The organism is Rhodococcus wratislaviensis, from assembly GCF_041228765.1.
GTDB classification, from domain to species: domain Bacteria; phylum Actinomycetota; class Actinomycetes; order Mycobacteriales; family Mycobacteriaceae; genus Rhodococcus_F; species Rhodococcus_F wratislaviensis.
This window is the reverse complement of the sequence record NZ_CP150488.1, coordinates 4,424,378-4,443,691: the sequence shown is the minus strand read 5'-3', so window position 1 is coordinate 4,443,691 and position 19,314 is coordinate 4,424,378. Positions and strand designations below refer to the sequence as shown.

Sequence of the window (19,314 nt, the reverse complement as noted above, 5' to 3'; positions counted from 1 at the left end):
TCCCGGTATCCGGGCGGGACCGTGTCCGAAAACGGCCAGGACCTGCCGCCCGGATACGTCCGGAATCCCCTTTCGGCACACCGACACTAGGAGAACATGGTGAGTACCGCTTCGACTCATCCACGCCGGCAGCCACTGGCGCGTGCCGCCGACGAGTTCGCGCTCACCGCAGTCCTGCTGTTCCTCGCAGTGACTGTCGTCCGGTGGTTGCGTGATCCGGGCTCCGCCCTCTACATCGCCGACCTGGACGTCGCACTTGCCATCATCGGGGTTGTCAGCGGGATCATCCTCACCAGTCTGATGTTCAGCCCACCCGGCAGACGCGCTGGCGGGCACCTGAATCCCGCCGTGACCATTGCCTTGTGGCTCATGAACGCCTTCCCTGGTCAAAGTGTTCCGCCCTACATACTCGCCCAGCTTGCGGGTTCAGCGGTGGGGACGGGGCTCGCGCGCCTGGTGTGGGGGCGTGCGGTCTCGTTCCCTCCTGTCGACTACGCCGCAATCAGGGCCGCGTCCACCTGGCAGCCCGCGTCCGTCTTTCTCGCCGAGATGGGCTCGATGATGGCCCTGATCGTTGTCGTCGGGTTCTTCCTGACCCGTCCCGGTTGTGCACGCCTGCTGCCGTACGTCATCGGACTGTCAGTCGGGCTGGTCATCGCATTCCTCGGTCCCCGCAGCGGGGGATCGATCAACCCCGCCCGCCAGTTCGGTCCTGCTGCACTCTCTGGGCGCACGACCGATCTATGGATTTATCTGGTCGCACCGGTCCTGGGAGCGGTTCTCGGGGCGTCGGTCGACCACGCACTCAACCGGCGGTTCCGCACACGCCGTGCGCTCGTGACGATCCCCACTGCTTTCGTCCCCGACCTGCGCAATCGCCGAGTGATTCAGCTGCAGCTGTTCAGGGACCGTTCCCGACGCGGAGATCCGTCTGCTCGCCACCGGCCATTTCGCGTTGGAGACGCATCGTCAAGCGATCGCCGACCTCGTGCGGGACGTCCTTCATCCATCGCATCCACTGACCTCACAAGCTGGGACGTACCGATCCGCGTTCGCCCCGTTCCATTCTCGGCATCAGATGCCGGGAACAACTCAGAAAAGGGTTTGACATGAAGAGTCTTGCTCGTGGTGCACTGATCGCGGTTGCGGCCGTCACTGTCATCGGAGGGTTCGGCGCCGGCGCCGCGTCGGCACATCCGGCAGACGCTCTGGACAATCCGGCATTGGTCCACCAGTCGTCGATCGACAACTCGTTCCCTCACCATCCTCACAACCCCATCGGCCCTCCCCGCGTCGGCCCCAACCCATTCGGTCACGAGCGGGGAGGTCCAACAGAACGTCCCAGGTTCAACCCGTTCCAGTGGAGTATCTGTCCCGGCATTTCTCCCCAGAGCCATTGCGTCCCTTAAAGGCCGCAGTGGTCGGCTGTCTATCGTGTTCCTGCCTGCACAGAGGCCCGCGCTTCCGAAAGGGCAGGTACCCGTATGACATCGTGCCGCGGTTGGCAGCGGCGGTTCAGTTCTACCTACAGTTTCATATAGTCAGGAGTAATCATGAAGATATTTCTTGCCGGCGCATCCGGCGTGATTGGGCAACGGCTGATTCCCCGGTTGATTCAGGCGGGGCACGTAGTCGGCGGCATGACGCGCTCGCCCAGCAAAACGGAGCTATTGAGCCACCTCGGTGCCGAACCGGTTCTTTGTGATGTCTTCGACCGGGAGGCTGTCATCCAGGCGGTTCGTGACTTCAGGCCGGACGTCATGCTGAACGAGCTGACCGATCTGCCGGATGATGCGGCCCAGATCAGTGAACACGCAGATCTGAACGCTCGCATCCGAACCGAGGGAACCCAGAATCTGATCGAGGCCGCGCGGCGGAGCGGGTCGCCGAAGATCCTGGCCCAAAGCGTCGCCTGGCAACTGCCTGATGGGCCCGACGCTCAGGCGGTCGCAGAATTGGAGCGTTCCGTTCTCGCCGAGGGTGGCGTTGTATTGCGCTATGGACAGTTCTACGGGCCCGGCACCTACAACGAGCAGCAACAACCTGAGGCACCGCGGGTTCACATCGACCGAGCTGCCGAACGAACCGTAGAGGCGCTGGGCGAGCCAACGGGCGTCGTCGACATCATCGACTGAGCGCGCGACCGGGGTCCGGCTGACCATCGCGCTGTGGTGAATTCGGGGTAGTGAGGAGAAGTCGCGGCGATCATGTTCGGGTCGGCCACGGATCGGTTGAACTGCGAACCCATGACGACACGAGTTCGAGCCCCCTGGCCGGCAACTCGAGGCCTCGGGTGATCGCGCCGCGGCCCCCGCTGTCAGCCTTACCAACTGCAGGCAGTCCACGACGATCAGACGCAGCTCCCACTGATCGTCGTCGAGGCAAAGCGCGAACCGGGCCGGGCGCGGCAGGTACCAGTCGACGAACCCTTCGGGGTCGAGGTCGGCAATGGGTTGTTCGTCGTGGACGAGCCGGCGCATCCTCTGACTCCCGCGGGTCACCTTCGCCAGAACAGGTGGTGGGTTACGCGGCTCGGGCTGGGTACGACCTCGAGGTGGAATCGGTCGAGTAGTTCGTCGGGTGACTCCCAGAGTTGCAGTCCGGATCCGAGTTTCACCGGTGAGACCGCCACGTGCATGGTGTCGACGAGGTCGGCGTCGAGGAACTGTCGGATGGTTCTGACCCCGCCGCCGAGTCGGACGTCCTTGCCCTGCGGCCTCACGCGCCTGCTCGAGGACGGCAGCCGGGTCACCGTCGACGAAGTGGAACGTGGTGTCGGAGAGGGTGAAGGAGGGACGCTTGTGGTGGGTCATGACGAACACCGGAGTGCGGAACGGGGGCTCGTCCCCCCACCAGCCGCGCCATTCGAGGTCGTACCAGGGCCCGCGGTGGGGCCCGAATCTGTTACGGCCCATGATCTCGGCACCGATGTTGCGTGCGTAGTCTCGGGTGAAGTAGTCGTCGAGTCCGCGGCTTCCGCCCGGGTCGGTCCGCATGGGCCCGCTGGCCGTGGCGCGGGCCCATGCGAACATCTCGCCAGGGTCGAGGCCGAACGGACTCTCGAGGCTCTGAACTCATCGTGCGCCGCTCCAACGAACGCACCTCGCGGCGGACTGTCACCGAGGTGGCAACGAGCGCGAACGGACGGTGCTCGAAGGTAAGCTCGTCAACTTCGGCAGTCCGTGATCACAGGACGCGCGGATGACCACGGGGGATCGCGAGGGAGGACGTATTCGAATGCGACGCGTCGTACGGGCCTTCTGGGGGCCGAGGCCGGAGCCGGTCGACACGCTGGCGGGACGGTGGCGGCAGACGTTGGAGCAAGTCACGGAGCTGCTGCCGAGGGCTGCGTCGCCGGTGCGAGGCGAGTGGCGGCAGGTTCACGCGTCGGGACCGGATACCGCCTGTACGCCGGACGAGCTGACGGCGATTCTTCTGGTCGCTCAGGGGGCGGAAGCGTGGTCGGATCTGACGGGGACCGGGTTGCGGTTGGTATGTTCCGGGGAGGTCGGATGGGCGGTCGAACTCTCCGGCGTGGCCGGTGGCGCCCCGCAGTTTCTGCTGCAGTCACTGGTTTTGGCGGTCGACGCACCCGAGGGTGCGGTCGTACCCGAATCTGAACTGCTCGCGATGCTTGCGTCGGTGTGGGAACCGGACTTCGGCGACGTCAGCGACGACGCCATTCTCGATGCCCTCGAAGACGACGCCGGATTCACCGTCGGCGATCCTGTCGTCGGCCGGTTCGGCTTTCTGTGCGCGGCCCGCGCAGTCCTGGTACCTGACGGCCTGGAGGCGGTTCTCCAGGATATGCCGGGCAGCGGCGTGCTGCTGCACATCGCAGCGCCGGGCGACATCGACACGGTGGTTCACGTATATGGCCGGCTACGGGACACCGGGGCACTCGAGCCGTTGCCACGGCCGCTGGACCGGCCAACACTGTGAGGTCGCGCGACACCGGCCGAGCCGACGTAGCCGGGATTCCGTCGGCGCCGTTGCGGAGGGTGGAGGTCGACGCGGTCAGGCGGCGCTCCGTTCAGCGACGGGTCGACGACGCAGACTCGGGGTCTGGATGGCGGGGGGCACGTACGCCTGGTCGAGCCTGCCGACGTCTGTGCCGGGCGGGACGATCTCGTCGATCCGGTCGAGGATGTCATCGGTGAGTGCGACATCGATGCCGGCGAGAAGGTCGTCGAGGTGACTCATCGTGCGCGGCCCGATGATCGCGCTGGTGACCCCCGGGTGAGCGATCGTGAACGCCATCGCGAGGTGTGTCATCGGCATTCCCGCGTCTTGTGCGAGCGGGATGAGCTGCTCGACGACGTCGAGGCGATGGGCGTCGCCGAGGTGTGTGAAGATTTTCGCACGGCGCAGGTCGTTGTGCTGCCCCTTGCGGACGCGGCCGGTGAGCAGCCCCTGCGCGAAGGGCCCCCAGACCAGCGTGCCCATTCCGTAGCGCTGTGTGACAGGTAGCACCTCGCGTTCGATTGCCCGGTTGAGCAGCGAGTAGGGCGGTTGCTCGGTGCGGAACCGTTCCAGGCCACACCGCTCAGCGACCCACTGCGCCTCGACGATGTCGGACGCGGGCATCGTGGACGTTCCGATCGCACGGACCTTGCCGCTGCGGATCAGGTCGGTGAGCGCCGACAGGGTTTCCTCGATGTCAGTGGTCGGGTCCGGTCGCTGGATCTGGTACAGGTCGATGCGGTCGGTCTGCAGGCGGCGCAGCGAGTTCTCGACCGCGGTCACGATCCAGCGCCGCGAGGCGCCCTGCTGGTTGGGGTCGTCCCCCATGGGGCGGCTCACCTTGGTCGTGAGGACTACGTCGTCACGACGCCCCTCGAGTGCCCGGCCCACGATCTCTTCCGAGTCTCCGTACGCTTCGGCGGTATCGATGAAATTGATCCCCGCGTCCAGGGCCTTATGGATGATGCGGGCCGAATCGTCGGGGTCGGGGTTGCCGATGGACGTGGCGAACATCAAGGTGCCGAGCGCGTAGGGGCTGACCTTGATCCCTGTTCGGCCGAGCGTGCGGTACTGCATGTGTCCACACCTTCCTGGTGGGGTGATTCGGTTCCTGGGCGGCGCTCTGGGTGATCACCCTGGCGGGTCTGCGCCAGCACTCGCCGGGTTCGAGGTTCTGGCTTCCAGAGTGCGGCTATGTGGATGACGGCGGAAGGACGTCTCTATCCGGGGACCCGCCGTCCCTGGCTGCGTCCGCTGCCCGGGGCCATGATGGTGGCGTGGACAGAACCGAGCTGGCCGATTTCCTTCGCCACTGCCGGACCCGACTCACGCCCGCCGTCGTGGGACTGCCTCAGGGCACTCGGCGCCGCACCCCGGGTTTGCGCCGCGAAGAGGTGGCGCAGCTTGCAGGGATGTTCGCCGACCACTACACGCGGCTGGAGCAGGCCAGGGGCTCACACCCGTCTCGCCAGATGCTCGCTGCCGTCGCCCGTGCGCTGAGGCTGACCAGCGATGAACGCGACCACCTCTTCCATCTGGCCGGTGAAGAGCCCTCGCGAGACCGGCCTGCCACCGAACACGTTCGCCCCGGCCTCCTCCTCGTCCTCGACCGTCTGGTCGACATCCCTGCTCAGGTGGTCAGCGATCGCGGCGACATCCTTGCGCAGAACGCCATGGCCAAAGCGCTCACCGGTGACGCATCGGCCCGCCCCCCAGCGGAGCGCAACGTCGTGTGGCGCTTTTTCACGGACCCGTCCGCGCGCGAGCTCTTCCCCGTCGAAGAACACGACAACGCCGCCCGGACGGCAGTAGCGGACTTGCGCGCCACGCTCGCCCGGCGCCCGGACGACGCACGGCTGGCGAAACTCGTCAGCGAACTCCGCGCCAGGAGTGAAGAATTCTCCGCCCTGTGGGACACCCACCACGTCGCCGTACGCCGCGCCGACACCAAGCGCTTCTTGCATCCAGCCGTCGGCCCACTGGAGCTGGACTGCGAGGTACTCCTCAGCCCCGAGCACGATCAGCGCCTGGTCGTCTACACCGCACGCCCGGGCAGCGAATCCCACGAGCGGCTCGAACTGCTACGCGTGGTGGGCTTGCAGGACCTGACCCGTGGCTGAGACGCCACCCGAGACAACGCCACATCTGCCGACGATGCCGCTGTTCGTCCGCTACGACGGCGAGGTACCCAGACCAAAGACGCCGGAACCGGCGCGTGAGGTGTTCTCATATCTATCGGGCCTCTCGGAGGCAGAAAGGTGGCGGCTCGCTACGCGAGTCCAGGTGCCCTATGACGGACAAGCCCGACTTCAAGAAAACCCTCGATGCCTACCAGGCTCCCCGAGGCGAGTTCCGGATCGTCGACGTGCCCGACATGCAATACCTGATGATCGACGGTCACGGCGACCCCAACACCTCACCGGCGTTCAGCGACGCCGTCGAAGCGCTCTACCCCCTCGCGTACAAGTTGAAGTTCGCAAGCAAGCGTGACCTCGGCCGCGACTACGTCGTCCCTCCGCTGGAGGGCTTGTGGTGGGCCGAGGACATGGACTCCTTCACCGCGGTGCGGGACAAGTCGCGATGGGACTGGACAATGATGATCATGACCCCGAACTGGGTCGACGAGGCCATGTTCACCACCGCTGTCGAAAAGGCCGGTGCCAAGACCCGCCCGGCACGTCTCGACGACGTCCGACTCGAGGCGCTGAGCGAAGGGCGGTGTGTGCAGACACTGCACACCGGTTCCTTCGACGACGAAGCAGTCGTGCTTGCACAAATGCATGACGAGTTCATCCCCAGCAACGGACTGCGGTTGTCCGGCAAGCATCACGAGATCTACCTCAACGACTTCCGCAAGATCGCGCCCGAGAAGCAACGCACACTCCTCAGACAGCCGATCACCACCAATCGCGGCTCCGACCAGCTAACGATCGACACCGAGACGTGATGCACTCCGCGGGTCCGTCGCCAAGGACGGCGGCGCCTTCGCGTAGTCGCGCACTCGTTCGGCACCCGTCGACCAGGTCGGTGGTGGAAACGTCGGTGTCGCGGCTCTGAGGGATGCTCAGTACTGTCAGTGCAGCAACCCCGAAGCGAACAGCCCCGTCCGTAGTGCCTCGTACTCGCCGTCGTCGAGGGCAAGCAGTGGGGACCTCACGGTTCTGTTCTGCAGCACACCGAGCAGTTGCAGCGCCCCCTTTACGGTCGTCGCGCCGTAATTGGGGACACCCATGACCGCACGCAAGGCCGGCTGAAGACGGGCATTGATTTCCCGTGCGGTGTGGACGTCTCCCGCGAAGAATGCGTCAATCATCGTGCGGATCTCGTCACCTGCCACGTGACCGAGAACAGAGACAACTCCGCACGCCCCATACGCCAAGAAACCCAGAGTGAGGCTGTCGTCTCCCGAGTAGACCGCAAAGCCCAATTCGCGCAGCATGATCGCCTGAGTGGGGTCTCCAGCGGCATCCTTCACTGCGACCACGGACGGCCAATCCGCCATTGCCTCGAATGTCGACGGTGCCAGCTTGGTACCGGCCCGGCCGGGAATGTCGTAGACCATGACAGGAGCATCGACTGCATCCACTACGTACCGGAAGTGCTGCAGTACACCGCCCTGGCTCGGCTTGTTGTAGTACGGCGTCACCAGCAGCAGCCCGTCGGCACCGTGCGTGACAGCCTGCCTCGCCAATTCCAGCGTGTGCCGTGTGTCGTTCGTTCCCACCCCGGCAACGATCTTCGCGCGGTCGCCCACCGCGTCCTTGACCACTCGCAGAATCCGACCATCCTCGGCGGTGGTGGTCGTGGCCGCCTCACCGGTCGTCCCCGAGACGACAAGTCCGTCGTGTCCGTGATCGACTAGATGTATGGCGATCCGGGCAGTCGCCTCCTCATCGATCTCGCCATCCACGGTGAACGCCGTAGCCATCGCGGTAAGAACGCGCCCGAACGGAGCCACCGGCGCTGACGAAACGGTCATCGCCCCAGTGTATGCGCGACTAACCGGCGACAACCCTGACGGGACTGATGTTTCACTCGTCACCATCCATGGCTGCACGGGCGACAGCCCGGCCCAGTCGTTCTACGAGGTCTGCATGCAGCTGATCAGTCATCACTGATCAGTCTCCAGGAGAACCCGCACCGAGTGGCCCATTCGTGCCTCCGCGACCCGTCCCGATCTCAGAGCCGCGAGGACGTCTCCGAATTGCGCAGAGCCAATGAGATATTGACGCCGCTGGACCGTTCGTCGCCGCAACGGATCCCGACCACCACAACACAACACACCCGAACACTCCGATCAACCGCCCGTGGCCGCACCCCGCGGAACCAGATCACCCATCGGACGGTTGAGGTCCGCAATGCCGGGTACCCACCGGTCATGACCACCGAACACGTGCTGCGCCATCGTTCCCCGCGGGCGGAGGATTACCCCACCGTCCGGATAGTCGCGGACCGCGAAGCCCAGGTGATGCGGACGCTGGGGCGGGCGGTGAACATCCTCTCGGCCGGCGACGTGCCGTTCGCGGTCGGCGGGGACTGCGCCGTGTACGCCCGCGGCGGACCGCCACCCGAGCACCAGGTGACCATCATCGCCTCGGGCCAACACCTGACCGGCGCAAGGGCCGCGTTGGCTGCGGGTGGGATCCGGTCCATCGTTCCCTCCCTGCTCGGGTCACGGGAGCTCGTCGGCGGTGATCTCCGGGTCGCACTGCTGTATCCGGCCTGTACCACCGGCCCCGGGGAGGGACTCCTCGAGCGGGCCGAGACGATGCGGATCGGGCAGCTCTGGGCACCGGTCCTCTGTGGAACCGATCTGATGATCGACAAACTCCGTCATCTCGGTTCTCATCGGTGTGATTTCGTGCCGATGCTGCCGGTCGCCCGCGCATTGTGCGGGCAGGTCGACTGGCCGACCGTGGCGAGGGCCACTGCCGACCTCCCCTGTGCCCGGGCCTTTTTGGGGCTGCTCGACGACCTGGCGGTCACAGGGTCGCTGGAGGGGCGGACCTGACCCACAAGGGCCAGGTCCCTCCCCCGCACCAGTGTTCGACCCGGGCGCAGTTCACGAACCGGAGGTTCAGTGGTTCGGGCTCACTGTTGCGCGGCCGCCAGCGTGGTGTTCAAAGTCTTGCTCGGCCTCATCACGGCGTCGGCCTTCTCGCTGTCCGGCTGGTAGTAGCCGCCGATGTCAACCGGCGAGCCCTGCACCTCGATGAGCTCCCGCACGATGGTCTCCTCGTTCTGGGTCAACGCCTCGGCAAGCGTGGCGAAACGTTCCGCAAGTTCCTTGTCCTCGGTCTGCGCGGCGAGTTCCTGTGCCCAGTACAACGCGAGGTAGAACTGGCTGCCCCGGTTGTCGAGCTCGCCGGTCTTGCGCGACGGGTTCTTGTTCTCGTCGAGCAGCTTGCCGGTCGCCGCGTCGAGCGTCTTGGCCAGGATCTTGGCGTGCTCGTTGCCGGTCTTGATGCCGAGATCTTCCAGGCTGACGGCCAATGCCAGGAACTCACCAAGCGAATCCCATCGCAGGTGATTCTCCTCCACCAGCTGCTTGACGTGCTTGGGCGCCGACCCACCGGCGCCCGTCTCGTACATGCCACCGCCGGCCATCAGCGGCACGATCGACAGCATCTTGGCGCTGGTGCCGAGTTCCAGGATCGGGAACAGGTCGGTGAGGTAGTCGCGCAGGATGTTGCCGGTCGCGGCGATGGTGTCCATGCCGCGGATCAGCCGCTCCAGCGTGTAGCGCATCGAGCGCACCTGCGACATGATCTGGATGTCGAGGCCCTCGGTGTCATGATCCTGCAGGTACAGCTCGACCTTCTTGATCAGCTCGTTCTCGTGCGGGCGGTACGGGTCGAGCCAGAACAGCACCGGCATGCCGGAGTTGCGTGCCCGGGTGACCGCGAGCTTGACCCAGTCGCGGATCGGCGCGTCCTTGACGGTGCACATACGCCAGATGTCACCAGCCTCGACGTGCTGGGTGAGCAGCACCTCACCGGTCTCGACATCCACGAAGTTGGCGTCGCCGTCCTCCGGAATCTCGAAGGTCTTGTCGTGCGAGCCGTACTCCTCAGCCTTCTGCGCCATGAGCCCGACGTTGGGGACAGTGCCCATGGTCGTCGGGTCGAACGCGCCGTTGGTTTTACAGAAGTTGATGATCTCCTGGTAGATGCGCGCGAAGGTGGATTCCGGCATCACCGCCTTGGCGTCCTTGAGTCGCCCGTCGGCGCCGTACATCATGCCGCCCGAGCGGATCATCGCGGGCATCGAGGCGTCCACTATGACGTCGCTGGGCGAATGGAAGTTCGAGATGCCGCGGGCGGAGTCGACCATGGCCAACTCGGGACGGTGCTCATGGCAGTCGTGCAGGTCCTGAATAATCTCCTCGCGCTGCGTGCTCGGCAGTGTCTCGATCTTGTCGTAGAGGTCGACGAGGCCGTTGTTGACGTTGACGCCGAGTTCGTCGAACAGCTTCTGGTGCTTGGCGAAGGCGTCCTTGTAGAAGGTCTTGACCGCGTGGCCGAAGACGATGGGGTGCGACACCTTCATCATCGTCGCCTTGACGTGGAGGGAGAACATCACGCCCGTCTTGCGCGCATCCTCCATCTGCTCCTCGTAGAAGTCGAGCAAGGCCTTCTTGCTCATGAACATGCTGTCCATGATGTCGCCCTCGCCGAGGGTCAGCCCCTCCTTGAGGACGATCGTCTCGCCGCCGTCGGTCACCAACTCCATCCGGACCGTGCGCTGCCGGTCCAGTGTCATCGACTTCTCGCCGTGGTAGAAGTCGCCGTGCCGCATGTGCGCGACGTGGCTGCGCGAGGCCATCGACCACTCACCCATGCTGTGCGGGTGCTTGCGAACGTACTCCTTAACCGCCCGGGGTGCGCGGCGGTCGGAGTTGCCCTCACGCAGGACCGGGTTGACAGCACTGCCGAGGATCCTGCCGTAGCGCTGCCGGATATCGCGTTCCTCGTCGGTCTTGGGTGATTCCGGAAAGTCCGGAATCTGGTAGCCCTTGCCCTGCAGTTCCTTGATGGCGGCCAGGAGCTGCGGCACAGACGCGCTGATGTTCGGCAGCTTGATGATGTTGGTCTCGGGCAGTTGCGTCAACCGACCCAGCTCGGCCAAGTTGTCCGCGACGCGCTGCTCTTCGGTGAGGCGGTCGGGGAACTCGGCCAGGATCCGCGCCGGTACCGAGATGTCGCTGGACTCGACCTCGATGCCCGCGGCACCGGCGAAGGTGCGGACGATCGGCAGGAAGGCGTAGGTCGCGAGTAACGGCGCCTCGTCGGTCAGCGTGTAGATGATGGTTGGATGCTTATCGGCGCTCATGGTTGTTCTCCCGCGTCAGTTCGTTCCGAGGTCGATAGGCTCCTCGTGAGGCTATCGGTCTCGCGTCGAATCCAGGTTAGGTGCGACATCATCAGAGCATATTCAAGCGCCCGATTTTGATTCACTCCGACCATTCGGTTCACCATGCGAACACTCCGCGGTCAAGTGCGCATCGGTCGCGTTCACCGGGACCAGGCTGCGCGCCTCAACGTCCAGAGTCCGTCCACCACCGGCCTCGCCGAAGCGTCGCCACCATTCACTCCACCGAGGCCTGGCGGGCTACCGCGGACGACCGGATCCGGCGATCCGGACGTCGGAGGGATCACCAATCCGCGATCACCGGAACGACGCGCTCGCCCAAGACCTCGAGGGGCGTGATCGACGCGACTTGCGGTACCCATCCGTGAACGTGGGTGATCTCCAGCTTCGCCAAGTCCTCGAGCTGCCCCAGAAGGTGGTCCACGTTCTGTCCGTCCGCACCCGGGTCGAGTGGGAACATCACGGTCTTTTCGATGGCGTCGTAGTCGGTTCCGAGAGCGTCGCAGTGGCTCTTCAACACCTCCAGCTTGTGCGCGACCTCGGGTCCACCGAACAGGTTGCAGGCCTGCGCGTACTGCGCGACCAGCCGAAGCGTCTTCTTCTCACCCCCACCGCCGATCAGGATAGGCGGGTGTGGGCGCCGCAGCGGCTGCGGCACGTTCAACGTGCGGCCGAGTTGGTAGTGCGTTCCCTCGAACGGTCCGTCGTTGTCGCTCCACATCTGGAGGCAGATCTGCAGTGTTTCCTCCAGTCGTTCGAAGCGTTCGGCCGTGGGCGGAAAGTGGAGCCCGAGTCCCACACTTTCATCCTCGTTCCAGGCTGCGCCGATTCCCAGGTACGCACGTCCCTTGGACAGGACGTCGAGCGTGGTCACCGCCTTGGCGAGAAGGCCTGGCTCGCGGTAGACAGCGGCGGTGACCCAGGCCAGCAAGTCCACCTTCTTCGTGACGGCAGCGAGGTAACCGAGAGTGGTGTAGGCCTCGAGCATCTCGGTGTCGATCGGTCCCACCGGTTCGATCTGCCAGAGATGATCCATGACGCTGATCTTGCGGAAACCCACGTCCTCGGCGGTGACGGCAATGCGAGACAAGTCGTGCGCGAGGGTCGACGGGCCGTCCGGAAAGGTGAAGTCGGCGATGTGCAGTCCAAGTTCCATAGCACCACGTTATGCGTGTCGCCGACAACTACCCAGGGATCGTCAGTACCACCTTGGCCGCCCGACAGCCTGGTAGACGATCTCGGTGTCGAGTCCGAGTGGGGTTACGAAGCTATGCCTGCGGACGGTTCGAGGTGTCCGACGTGGTCAATTTTGCACTCGCGCAGCGAGTTGCGCGGATGTCGGCGATCTGGATCTCCTATCCAGTGGCCGGCCCGCGAATCAGATCGCGGCCACGGGGTCCTGCGTGCCGCGCGACAGCTCATCATTCGCTCGCGCAGCAGCGTCGCCGCACCCAGTCGGTACCGGAACCGGGTCTTCGTCATTCCGAAGTTCACAAGGATCCTCTGCAGCACCCCGAATGGCGTCCACCTGCAGGCGATTTCATGGCGCTGCCGATCATGGATGAGCCGGTGGCCACTCGTGCCCGCACCGGCCGAGCTCGCGTCGATCACGAACTCGAAATCGCTGCGCGTCATCGACCAACACTCGCCCGGGCTGCGCCTGGTGATCACTTCCACCAATCCCGCCTGCGATGCGGGACAACAATGTCATCGAAAGCCGTAGTGTCGTGGGCATCCCACCGGCGACGCCCCTCCTCGAGGCGACGAGCGGTACGGCGACGCTCACGACGGAGGTCACGAGAACGACCCTCGCCGTCGTAGCAGAGCGAGCACGAGCAGATCCCCGTGCCCGTGTACGCGAAGGTCCACAAGCAGTTCGTCGCGGGCAACCAGGCCCGATCACCCTGAAACCGGTCAGGGAGGTCGCAGACCTCGTGGCTGTCGGCGTGCCGCGGTTCAACGGAGAGTTCGCCACGGCGAAGACGAACCCAGACAGGTGAATGTGCATCGGTACGGGACAAGGCGGTGCCTTCCAGCGCTCATGCGCCCCGGCCCGCTACCCCCGGATGAGGACGGACCGGGGCGGCGGTTGCTGCACCGCGTCCCTCGCCCGCCGAAGCGGGTGTCGCCTTCCAAACGAACTCATACCGCCCATCCTTGCATCCACATACGACACACCGGACCCGAGAGCACCCGGACATCACAGACGGACTACGCAATCAATCCCCGAACAGCGACAAGCCGCGCCCGCACATGCGCATCGTGCAGTACCGCCCGTCAGTTCTGGAACCACAGGGATGCGCCACCAGGGCCCACCAGGTCACTGGGTGAAGCACGCTGCAATCACCTTTACCCTGCCGGACGTGCTACCTGCCCCTAGCCGGTTCCCAGGGACGGGCAGTCGTTCGCCCAGATAGGTCGATGATTCTCGCTGTGTGCGGACTGGGGCTCCCGCACCTCGCCGCCGCTCATTCCATCGGACGAGACCTCGCCGGGCCCCGGAATCCAATCACTGAAAGTAGGGCGCATAGTCGCTGAATGGAACCTGGCCGGTGGGGCTCGACCGTATTGCGTCGGCGACCGCCGACGGAATGGGGGCCCAGTGGGCAGGCATCGCGGCCGCCAGCGAGGGGTTCAGAATGTAGAGCAGGGCGAAGTTCACAATCCAGAGCGGCGGCGCCATCGACATGCCGACCTCCGAACTGACCCCCTCCCTGGTGTTGGTCACCAGTTGTGCTGCGCCCGAAATCTGTTGCGCTGCGAAGCCATACACCGCTTGCACCGTGTACGCCGACCGGTAGAGCGCTATCAGGGTGTGTGTCGCACCGTTGTTCCTCAACCATGTGCCGACAAAACCGCCGGGAGCGATCAAGGAGTTCACCTGCCTCGTCGGCGCGTCCGCGTTGGCCGGACTCTCCAGCAGTCCGCTGGTGTTCACGTAGAGCCCGTAGCTGGCCAGAACCGACGGTGTGGGGTGGCCGTCGACGTGGGAATAGAGGGGCCGGCCGTTCGTATTGGTGAGGATACGGGCGCATGCATCGATCACCTCGGCAGCTTCTCGGCTGCCGCCGACCCCGCCGCCGGCGACGAGGTCGCGATACTGCTCCTCGGATAATGCGTCTGCCCTGTTGAGCCCCACCTGGCCGGCAATCTCGTCCGCCGCTTGCTGACCGAGGGGCTGGTTGAGCTGACCCGGGCCGGTCACCTGGGTCGGTGCCAGGCGCTCGTAGCCGGGTGCCCCGGCGAAGGGGATCGTGAACCCGGTGTCGACGGTGTCTGCGGCTGGTTCGCCGCTGGCTGTCTGGGTGGCCGACAGGGCGAGAAGGCACACTCCAACCAAGGTCAATATCGAGATGGTCCTGCGGTGGGGGGTCGCTCCGCGTCGATGCCCCGGACCCGCTAACCCTGTGCCGCGCATACGTCAACCTCCCAGAACACCGTCGGGCGATCGAACACGAGCTTGAGTTACAGTCAAACGTCGGCAGCGACGCCGTGTCAAGCCCCGCGTCGACTCGCGCGAGATGCGCGTGCAGTCCTCTTCGTTGCCTCATACGAGAATGCGCACCTATGGCGGTCCTACCGGCTGCGTGTCGCCGGCAGCAGCATTCATACCGAACATCATGGTTCCCTGCAGTGGACCGGTTCATCGATGGTCGCCCACGGACGTCGACTGGGCAGTTTCCGTGCACGACACCAGTCTTCCCGTCGGCAGCCTGGGGACGCCACGAACACGACTACACCCAGGTGTGCCCGTCCTCGATCGATCTGACGGGCACTAGCCGGTGCTTCGGTGCGCGGAGTCTCAGTCGCCGATGTAGCCGGTCTCGGGGTTGATCTGACGGAGGAAGTCGCGGATCGACTCGCGATGCTCGTAAACCGTGTTCGGCTGGTGCGCGGCGGATGGGGCATTCGCTCGGTCTTGAATGCTGGAATTGGCAATGTGTTGAAAGCTGGAAAATCCGTACCCCGCGTTCGGGCCGGACTCCCAGTCATAGTCGCAGGCGCCTGGTTCGTCTGGACGTAGCCTCACGCGGAAAACCTCGCCATCGACCGTCACGGTGAACGGCCCATCGTCAGCCGTCGGTCGACTGTCACCTGCGGGCTCGTCGTGATCCTCGGTACGCACGAACGCATCTTCACATGCACCGAGCGTGTCGGATGGTGACTTGCGCCGGACACCGAGCTGTCGAGTGGTCTTCCGGTTCTCCGATGGGCGTTCGGCGAACGATCGGTGGCTCACGTGGCGGTCAGGGCGATAAGCCACGTCATGTAATGCTCGACCACGCTGCCTCCGAGTTCACGAACAGCGGCAGCCGCACGTTCGGCCTCCTCGACGCTCCAGTCGCTGAACGTCGAGAACAGCTGGAACACTTGCCGGTCGTTCAGCTCGATACTCCACCGAAAGGTGCGGACAACATCAACGGAGAACAAGGCCGCCCGAGTCAACTCAGCGGACAGTTCTGCAACATTCTCCGCATCGATTCCGGGGCTCGGAGGTGCACCGCGATCCTGCACAATCCGCGCAACACGCTCCCTGAACGGCGTCCTGACATCGGGGACGCCGAAGACATTCCGCCACACCAGGAATCTCCCTCGACGGGTTAACGCACGATGGACCTTCGGAAGAACCACATCCAGATCCATCCAGTGAATCGACGTGGCCGCGACTGCGACATCGAAGCCGTTCTCCGGGAGTTCGACGTCTTCGGCCCGCTCGACAATGACCGCCGCCTCCGGGTTCGCACTCCGAAGGCATGCGGCGAGCTGACATCCAGGCTCCACTGCGGTGACGGTCAGGCCCGCGGCGAGCAGCGGTCCGGTCGCTTGCCCGGTTCCCGCTCCGAGGTCCAGGGCGCGGCGGCCAGGCTGCAGAACCCCGAGACCGCGAAGGGCGTTCCACAGGGCGGGCGGATACGGCGGCCGCGCCTCACCGTAGATGTCAGCTAACGCCTCGAAGTGCGTCGGGTCCACCACATCGACATTCTAGGTTTCCTGAGCCTGTTACCAGCCCGTGCGTCGGTCCACCTCGTAAGAGCATTAGCTGCGAGCGGCGAGGACGATCTGCGATGCTGGTCAGAAGTGACCGCGCGGGACACGAGAAGGCTCAAGATGACAGAAGCCCCGAGCAACGGCTCCACATCAGGTGACAAAGCGGTGTCCGTCCATGCCGCCGCCATCCGAGCGGCGGCCACCACCCAAGCACCGAAGCACAGGCAACTGCTGCAATCGGCCAAGGGTGGACGCATCCTCAGCACGATGATGCTCCGGGTCTTCGCTGTCTCGACACCCCCCGGGCACGGAGTACTCACTACCACTGGACGCAAGAGCGGCAAGCAGCGCCGCAACTACGTTCGCGCGATCCGGCGCCAAGACAAGGTGTACGTGGTGATGCTCCGCCCACCCGACCTGGCTATCGAGCGACCTCTGACCGTTTCATCCTGGGTGTGGAACATCCGCGGCAACCCGAACGTTCGCCTGCGACTGCGACGCCGAACATTCGTTGGCGTCGCGCGAGAAATCAGCGACACGACCGAGCTTCAGCAGGCAAGAGACGCGATCTGCGAGACGGTTCACCTCGTGGACTTCGGCGAGTGCCGGCTTCATCTGCGCGGGCGACCCTCCCGGGCCAAGATCAAGGATCTGCATCGCTATTGGTTCGACACCGGCATTCCACTCGTCATCGAACTCGCGGACCGTTAAGGCCAGTAGGCATTGGCCCGCACCGAAGACAATGCACCTACACACCGCTCCCCCGCAGTTGTTCGGGGCGGTCGCCGACACTGCAGGAGCTCCATGAGACGAACCTTCACCGCGACGAGTGCGCCCAGCGAATGCCGACAGTAGTCGGCGCTCGTCGCCTACGTGGATCGCCCAGCGGGACAGCCGGACGCTCGACGTTCGACGTTCGACGTTCCGTCCCCGCCATCGTTCGACGGTCCTACATTCGTCGAGCGCCAAATTTGGGCGACGGGTTCCTGTGCTCGGCGTCCGTGGAACGTCCGGTTGTCGGGGTGGTGCGCGGGAGGTTCTCGGCGCCGATGTCGATGGGGGCGGTGTCCTCACAGAGGTGCGGATCGCCATCGAACACCATGGCTTTTCTGGTGTCACCGTAGCTGGGCCAGCCCGGAGTGCCGTGGGTTGCGAAGTCGATCCAGGTTCTGTGCATCGCGTAGGTGAGGGTGCCTGGCGCCGCGTCGCCGATGAGGCCGCGGCAGGCGTCGGCGGTGTCGAAGACGAAGGGGACGTCGAGGCCGTGCGCGGCGCCGTGGTGGGGTGCTCGCCACGCGAATTCATAGACGTAGCTGCGGCCAGGGTGGCGCAGCGCGGTGCGCCGGCTCGGGGATCGGAACAGCAGGTCCGTGTAGGCGGAGGTGAGGGCGTGCGCGGCGGTGACCGCCGGGTCGTGGAGGCCGTGACGGTCGAGGAGCGCCTCGGCGTCGGGATAGGTGGCGGCGAGCTCGGTGATGGCACGGTGGGCGTCGAAGCCCGCGAACTCGTCGGCACCGAGACCGAGGTTGGCTTCCTCGCGTGTGGTGCCGATGAGCAGAGCGACGTCGTGTGAGTGCGCGCTCGGGACTCCGATCGGGTCGGGCAGGACGTCGTCGCCGGTGGTGGGGAGGAACAGCGCGCGGCGGTGCCCCGGGTCGACACCGTTGGCGTCGCGCAGGTCTGGGCGGGGCTCGTTTCTGAGCAGAGCTGCCTGGGCACGGAACACCTCGGATTCCGGCATCGCTCGGAACGCGTCTGCCGTGGGGGGAATCGCGAGCCGCCGGGCGAGGGCATGCGTCAGCTTCTCGGTGAGTGCGAGGGGGCGGGCCATCTCGTCGTGTCCACTCTGGACGATCGCTCGTCGGAACAGGCCGGAGGCTTTCGGGGAGTGCAGCAGGAATGCGACCGAGGTGCCACCGGCGGATTCTCCGAAGACGGTGACGTTGTCGGGGTTCCCGCCGAATCCCGCGATGTTGTCGCGGACCCAGTGAAGTGCTGCGATCTGGTCGCGGAGCCCGATGTTCGTGCATCCACCGGACAGGGCCAGGAAGCCCTCCGTGCCGAGTCGGTAGTTGATGGTGACCAGGACGACGCCGTCGCGCGCGAACGCGGCCCCATCGAAGGCAGGGGCACTGCCCGAACCGATCATGAACCCACCGCCGTGGATGTAGACCATCACCGGCAGCCCACTGGTGCCCGGGTCGGGTGTCCAGACGTTGAGGTTGAGGTAGTGGCCGTCGCCGATGACCCATCCGGACCCGGTCAGTGGCGCCAGATGCGTGTGGGCGGGGTGTAATCCCGGTTGCGGTGCGGTGGCACCATACTCGGTGGCGTCCCGGGTGCCGTCCCATCGCTCTGTGGGGTGCGGGGGTGCAAAGCGGCGGTCGCCCTGAGGAGCCGCGGCGTACGGGACCCCGAGGAAGCGGGCGTCCCCGTCGGTGCGGGCACCGGAGATTTTCCCTGCACCGGTGCTGACGGTGAGAACGGTCATAAGGGGCCTTTCGCGGCGGGGCGTTCCAACGGAGTCACGTCTGCTCTCAGCCTGCCATGGGCATCGACGTCCGGTCTGGAGTCGCGGCAGTCAAGTCGTGCCTGAGGTCGTGGTATACCTCGCGGGGATGAACCGTTTCAGGCAACCGAGGACGTCCTTCCTGGACAGGCCTTCGGCTCGTCGGCGTTCCACATACGCGGTCGTGCGAGGCCTCGGATCGCCCCAGGGTGGGGACCTCGTCGCCGCACGTTGTCGACGTGCGACTCTGCTTCGAGTTGGCGAACCGCCTCCCGGAGGGGCACCCTGCTGACCCCCAATTCGTCCGCGAGGGAGTAGACGGACAGCTTCTCCCCGGGTTGAAGCATGCCGAGCACGATCGGTCCCGGATCCGCTTCGTCGGCTGGACACCACTCCGCACACAGCCCGGAAGATCTGTGCGGGAGGCACAGAAGCAGCTGCAGTCGACGGCTGTTCCGCGAATTGTGGGGATTCCGGGATGT

16 protein-coding genes and 1 pseudogene are annotated in these 19,314 nt (G+C 65.3%); 7 read left to right on the top strand and 10 right to left on the bottom strand.

Annotated elements, in window-relative coordinates; genetic code table 11:
• Positions 1-96: 96 nt before the first annotated feature.
• Together WKC72_RS20515 and WKC72_RS20510 are read left to right on the top strand one after the other, a co-directional pair.
• Positions 97-1,113, top strand: a complete 1,017-nt coding sequence (locus tag WKC72_RS20515) for an MIP/aquaporin family protein (protein ID WP_370178720.1) — start codon at positions 97-99, stop codon at positions 1,111-1,113.
• 440 nt (positions 1,114-1,553) lie between these two features.
• Positions 1,554-2,135: an NAD-dependent epimerase/dehydratase family protein gene (locus WKC72_RS20510; protein ID WP_370178718.1), complete on the top strand. Its 582-nt coding sequence runs from the start codon at positions 1,554-1,556 to the stop codon at positions 2,133-2,135.
• Between the two features lie 362 nt (positions 2,136-2,497).
• Here WKC72_RS20510 and WKC72_RS20505 read toward each other — a convergent pair.
• Positions 2,498-3,071, bottom strand: a pseudogene (locus WKC72_RS20505) (dihydrofolate reductase family protein); the annotation flags it as partial.
• Between the two features lie 166 nt (positions 3,072-3,237).
• Between WKC72_RS20505 and WKC72_RS20500 the strand changes: the two are divergent.
• Positions 3,238-3,942, top strand: coding sequence for a hypothetical protein (locus WKC72_RS20500; protein ID WP_370178716.1), 705 nt, complete (start codon positions 3,238-3,240; stop codon positions 3,940-3,942).
• 75 nt (positions 3,943-4,017) lie between these two features.
• On the opposite strand, the gene WKC72_RS20495 is transcribed toward WKC72_RS20500, so the two are convergent.
• Positions 4,018-5,040 carry an aldo/keto reductase gene (locus WKC72_RS20495; protein WP_370178714.1) on the bottom strand — a complete coding sequence of 341 codons (1,023 nt, stop codon included), beginning with the start codon at positions 5,038-5,040 and terminating at the stop codon, positions 4,018-4,020.
• Positions 5,041-5,240: 200 nt separating this feature from the next.
• Between WKC72_RS20495 and WKC72_RS20490 the strand changes: the two genes are divergently transcribed.
• Together WKC72_RS20490 and WKC72_RS20485 are read left to right on the top strand one after the other, a co-directional pair.
• The gene (locus WKC72_RS20490; protein WP_370178712.1) at positions 5,241-6,083 is read left to right on the top strand and encodes a helix-turn-helix transcriptional regulator; all 843 of its coding nucleotides are present in this window, start codon (positions 5,241-5,243) and stop codon (positions 6,081-6,083) included.
• Between the two features lie 170 nt (positions 6,084-6,253).
• The gene (locus WKC72_RS20485; protein WP_128638389.1) at positions 6,254-6,910 is read left to right on the top strand and encodes a GyrI-like domain-containing protein; all 657 of its coding nucleotides are present in this window, start codon (positions 6,254-6,256) and stop codon (positions 6,908-6,910) included.
• Between the two features lie 126 nt (positions 6,911-7,036).
• Here WKC72_RS20485 and dapA read toward each other — a convergent pair whose 3' ends face one another.
• On the bottom strand, positions 7,037-7,942 hold the full coding sequence (dapA, locus tag WKC72_RS20480; RefSeq protein ID WP_037231717.1) for a 4-hydroxy-tetrahydrodipicolinate synthase: 906 nt from the start codon (positions 7,940-7,942) through the stop codon (positions 7,037-7,039).
• Positions 7,943-8,341: 399 nt separating this feature from the next.
• On the opposite strand from dapA, the gene WKC72_RS20475 reads away from it, so the two are divergent.
• A complete protein-coding gene (locus tag WKC72_RS20475; RefSeq protein ID WP_370178709.1) occupies positions 8,342-8,974 on the top strand; it encodes a hypothetical protein in 633 nt (210 codons plus the stop codon).
• Positions 8,975-9,054: 80 nt separating this feature from the next.
• On the opposite strand, the gene WKC72_RS20470 is transcribed toward WKC72_RS20475, so the two are convergent.
• The 5 genes from WKC72_RS20470 to WKC72_RS20450 form a co-directional block, all read right to left on the bottom strand.
• The gene (locus WKC72_RS20470) at positions 9,055-11,295 is read right to left on the bottom strand and encodes an NADP-dependent isocitrate dehydrogenase (RefSeq protein WP_037231715.1); all 2,241 of its coding nucleotides are present in this window, start codon (positions 11,293-11,295) and stop codon (positions 9,055-9,057) included.
• Positions 11,296-11,617: 322 nt separating this feature from the next.
• Positions 11,618-12,490: an LLM class F420-dependent oxidoreductase gene (locus tag WKC72_RS20465; protein ID WP_112298424.1), complete on the bottom strand. Its 873-nt coding sequence runs from the start codon at positions 12,488-12,490 to the stop codon at positions 11,618-11,620.
• A 1,353-nt stretch (positions 12,491-13,843) separates the two neighbouring features.
• On the bottom strand, positions 13,844-14,752 hold the full coding sequence (locus WKC72_RS20460; RefSeq protein WP_370178706.1) for a hypothetical protein: 909 nt from the start codon (positions 14,750-14,752) through the stop codon (positions 13,844-13,846).
• 384 nt (positions 14,753-15,136) lie between these two features.
• Complete coding sequence (locus tag WKC72_RS20455) at positions 15,137-15,460, bottom strand: hypothetical protein (RefSeq protein ID WP_370178704.1); 324 nt, start codon at positions 15,458-15,460, stop codon at positions 15,137-15,139.
• A 110-nt stretch (positions 15,461-15,570) separates the two neighbouring features.
• Entirely contained in the window at positions 15,571-16,308 is a 738-nt protein-coding gene (locus tag WKC72_RS20450; RefSeq protein ID WP_370178701.1) for a class I SAM-dependent methyltransferase, read from the bottom strand.
• A gap of 135 nt (positions 16,309-16,443) precedes the next feature.
• Between WKC72_RS20450 and WKC72_RS20445 the strand changes: the two genes are divergently transcribed.
• Positions 16,444-17,034, top strand: a complete 591-nt coding sequence (locus tag WKC72_RS20445; protein ID WP_370178699.1) for a nitroreductase family deazaflavin-dependent oxidoreductase — start codon at positions 16,444-16,446, stop codon at positions 17,032-17,034.
• Between the two features lie 238 nt (positions 17,035-17,272).
• On the opposite strand, the gene WKC72_RS20440 is transcribed toward WKC72_RS20445, so the two are convergent.
• Entirely contained in the window at positions 17,273-18,814 is a 1,542-nt protein-coding gene (locus WKC72_RS20440; RefSeq protein WP_370178697.1) for a carboxylesterase/lipase family protein, read from the bottom strand.
• Between the two features lie 137 nt (positions 18,815-18,951).
• Positions 18,952-19,179, bottom strand: a complete 228-nt coding sequence (locus WKC72_RS20435; protein WP_370178695.1) for a GntR family transcriptional regulator — start codon at positions 19,177-19,179, stop codon at positions 18,952-18,954.
• Positions 19,180-19,314 lie beyond the last annotated feature (135 nt).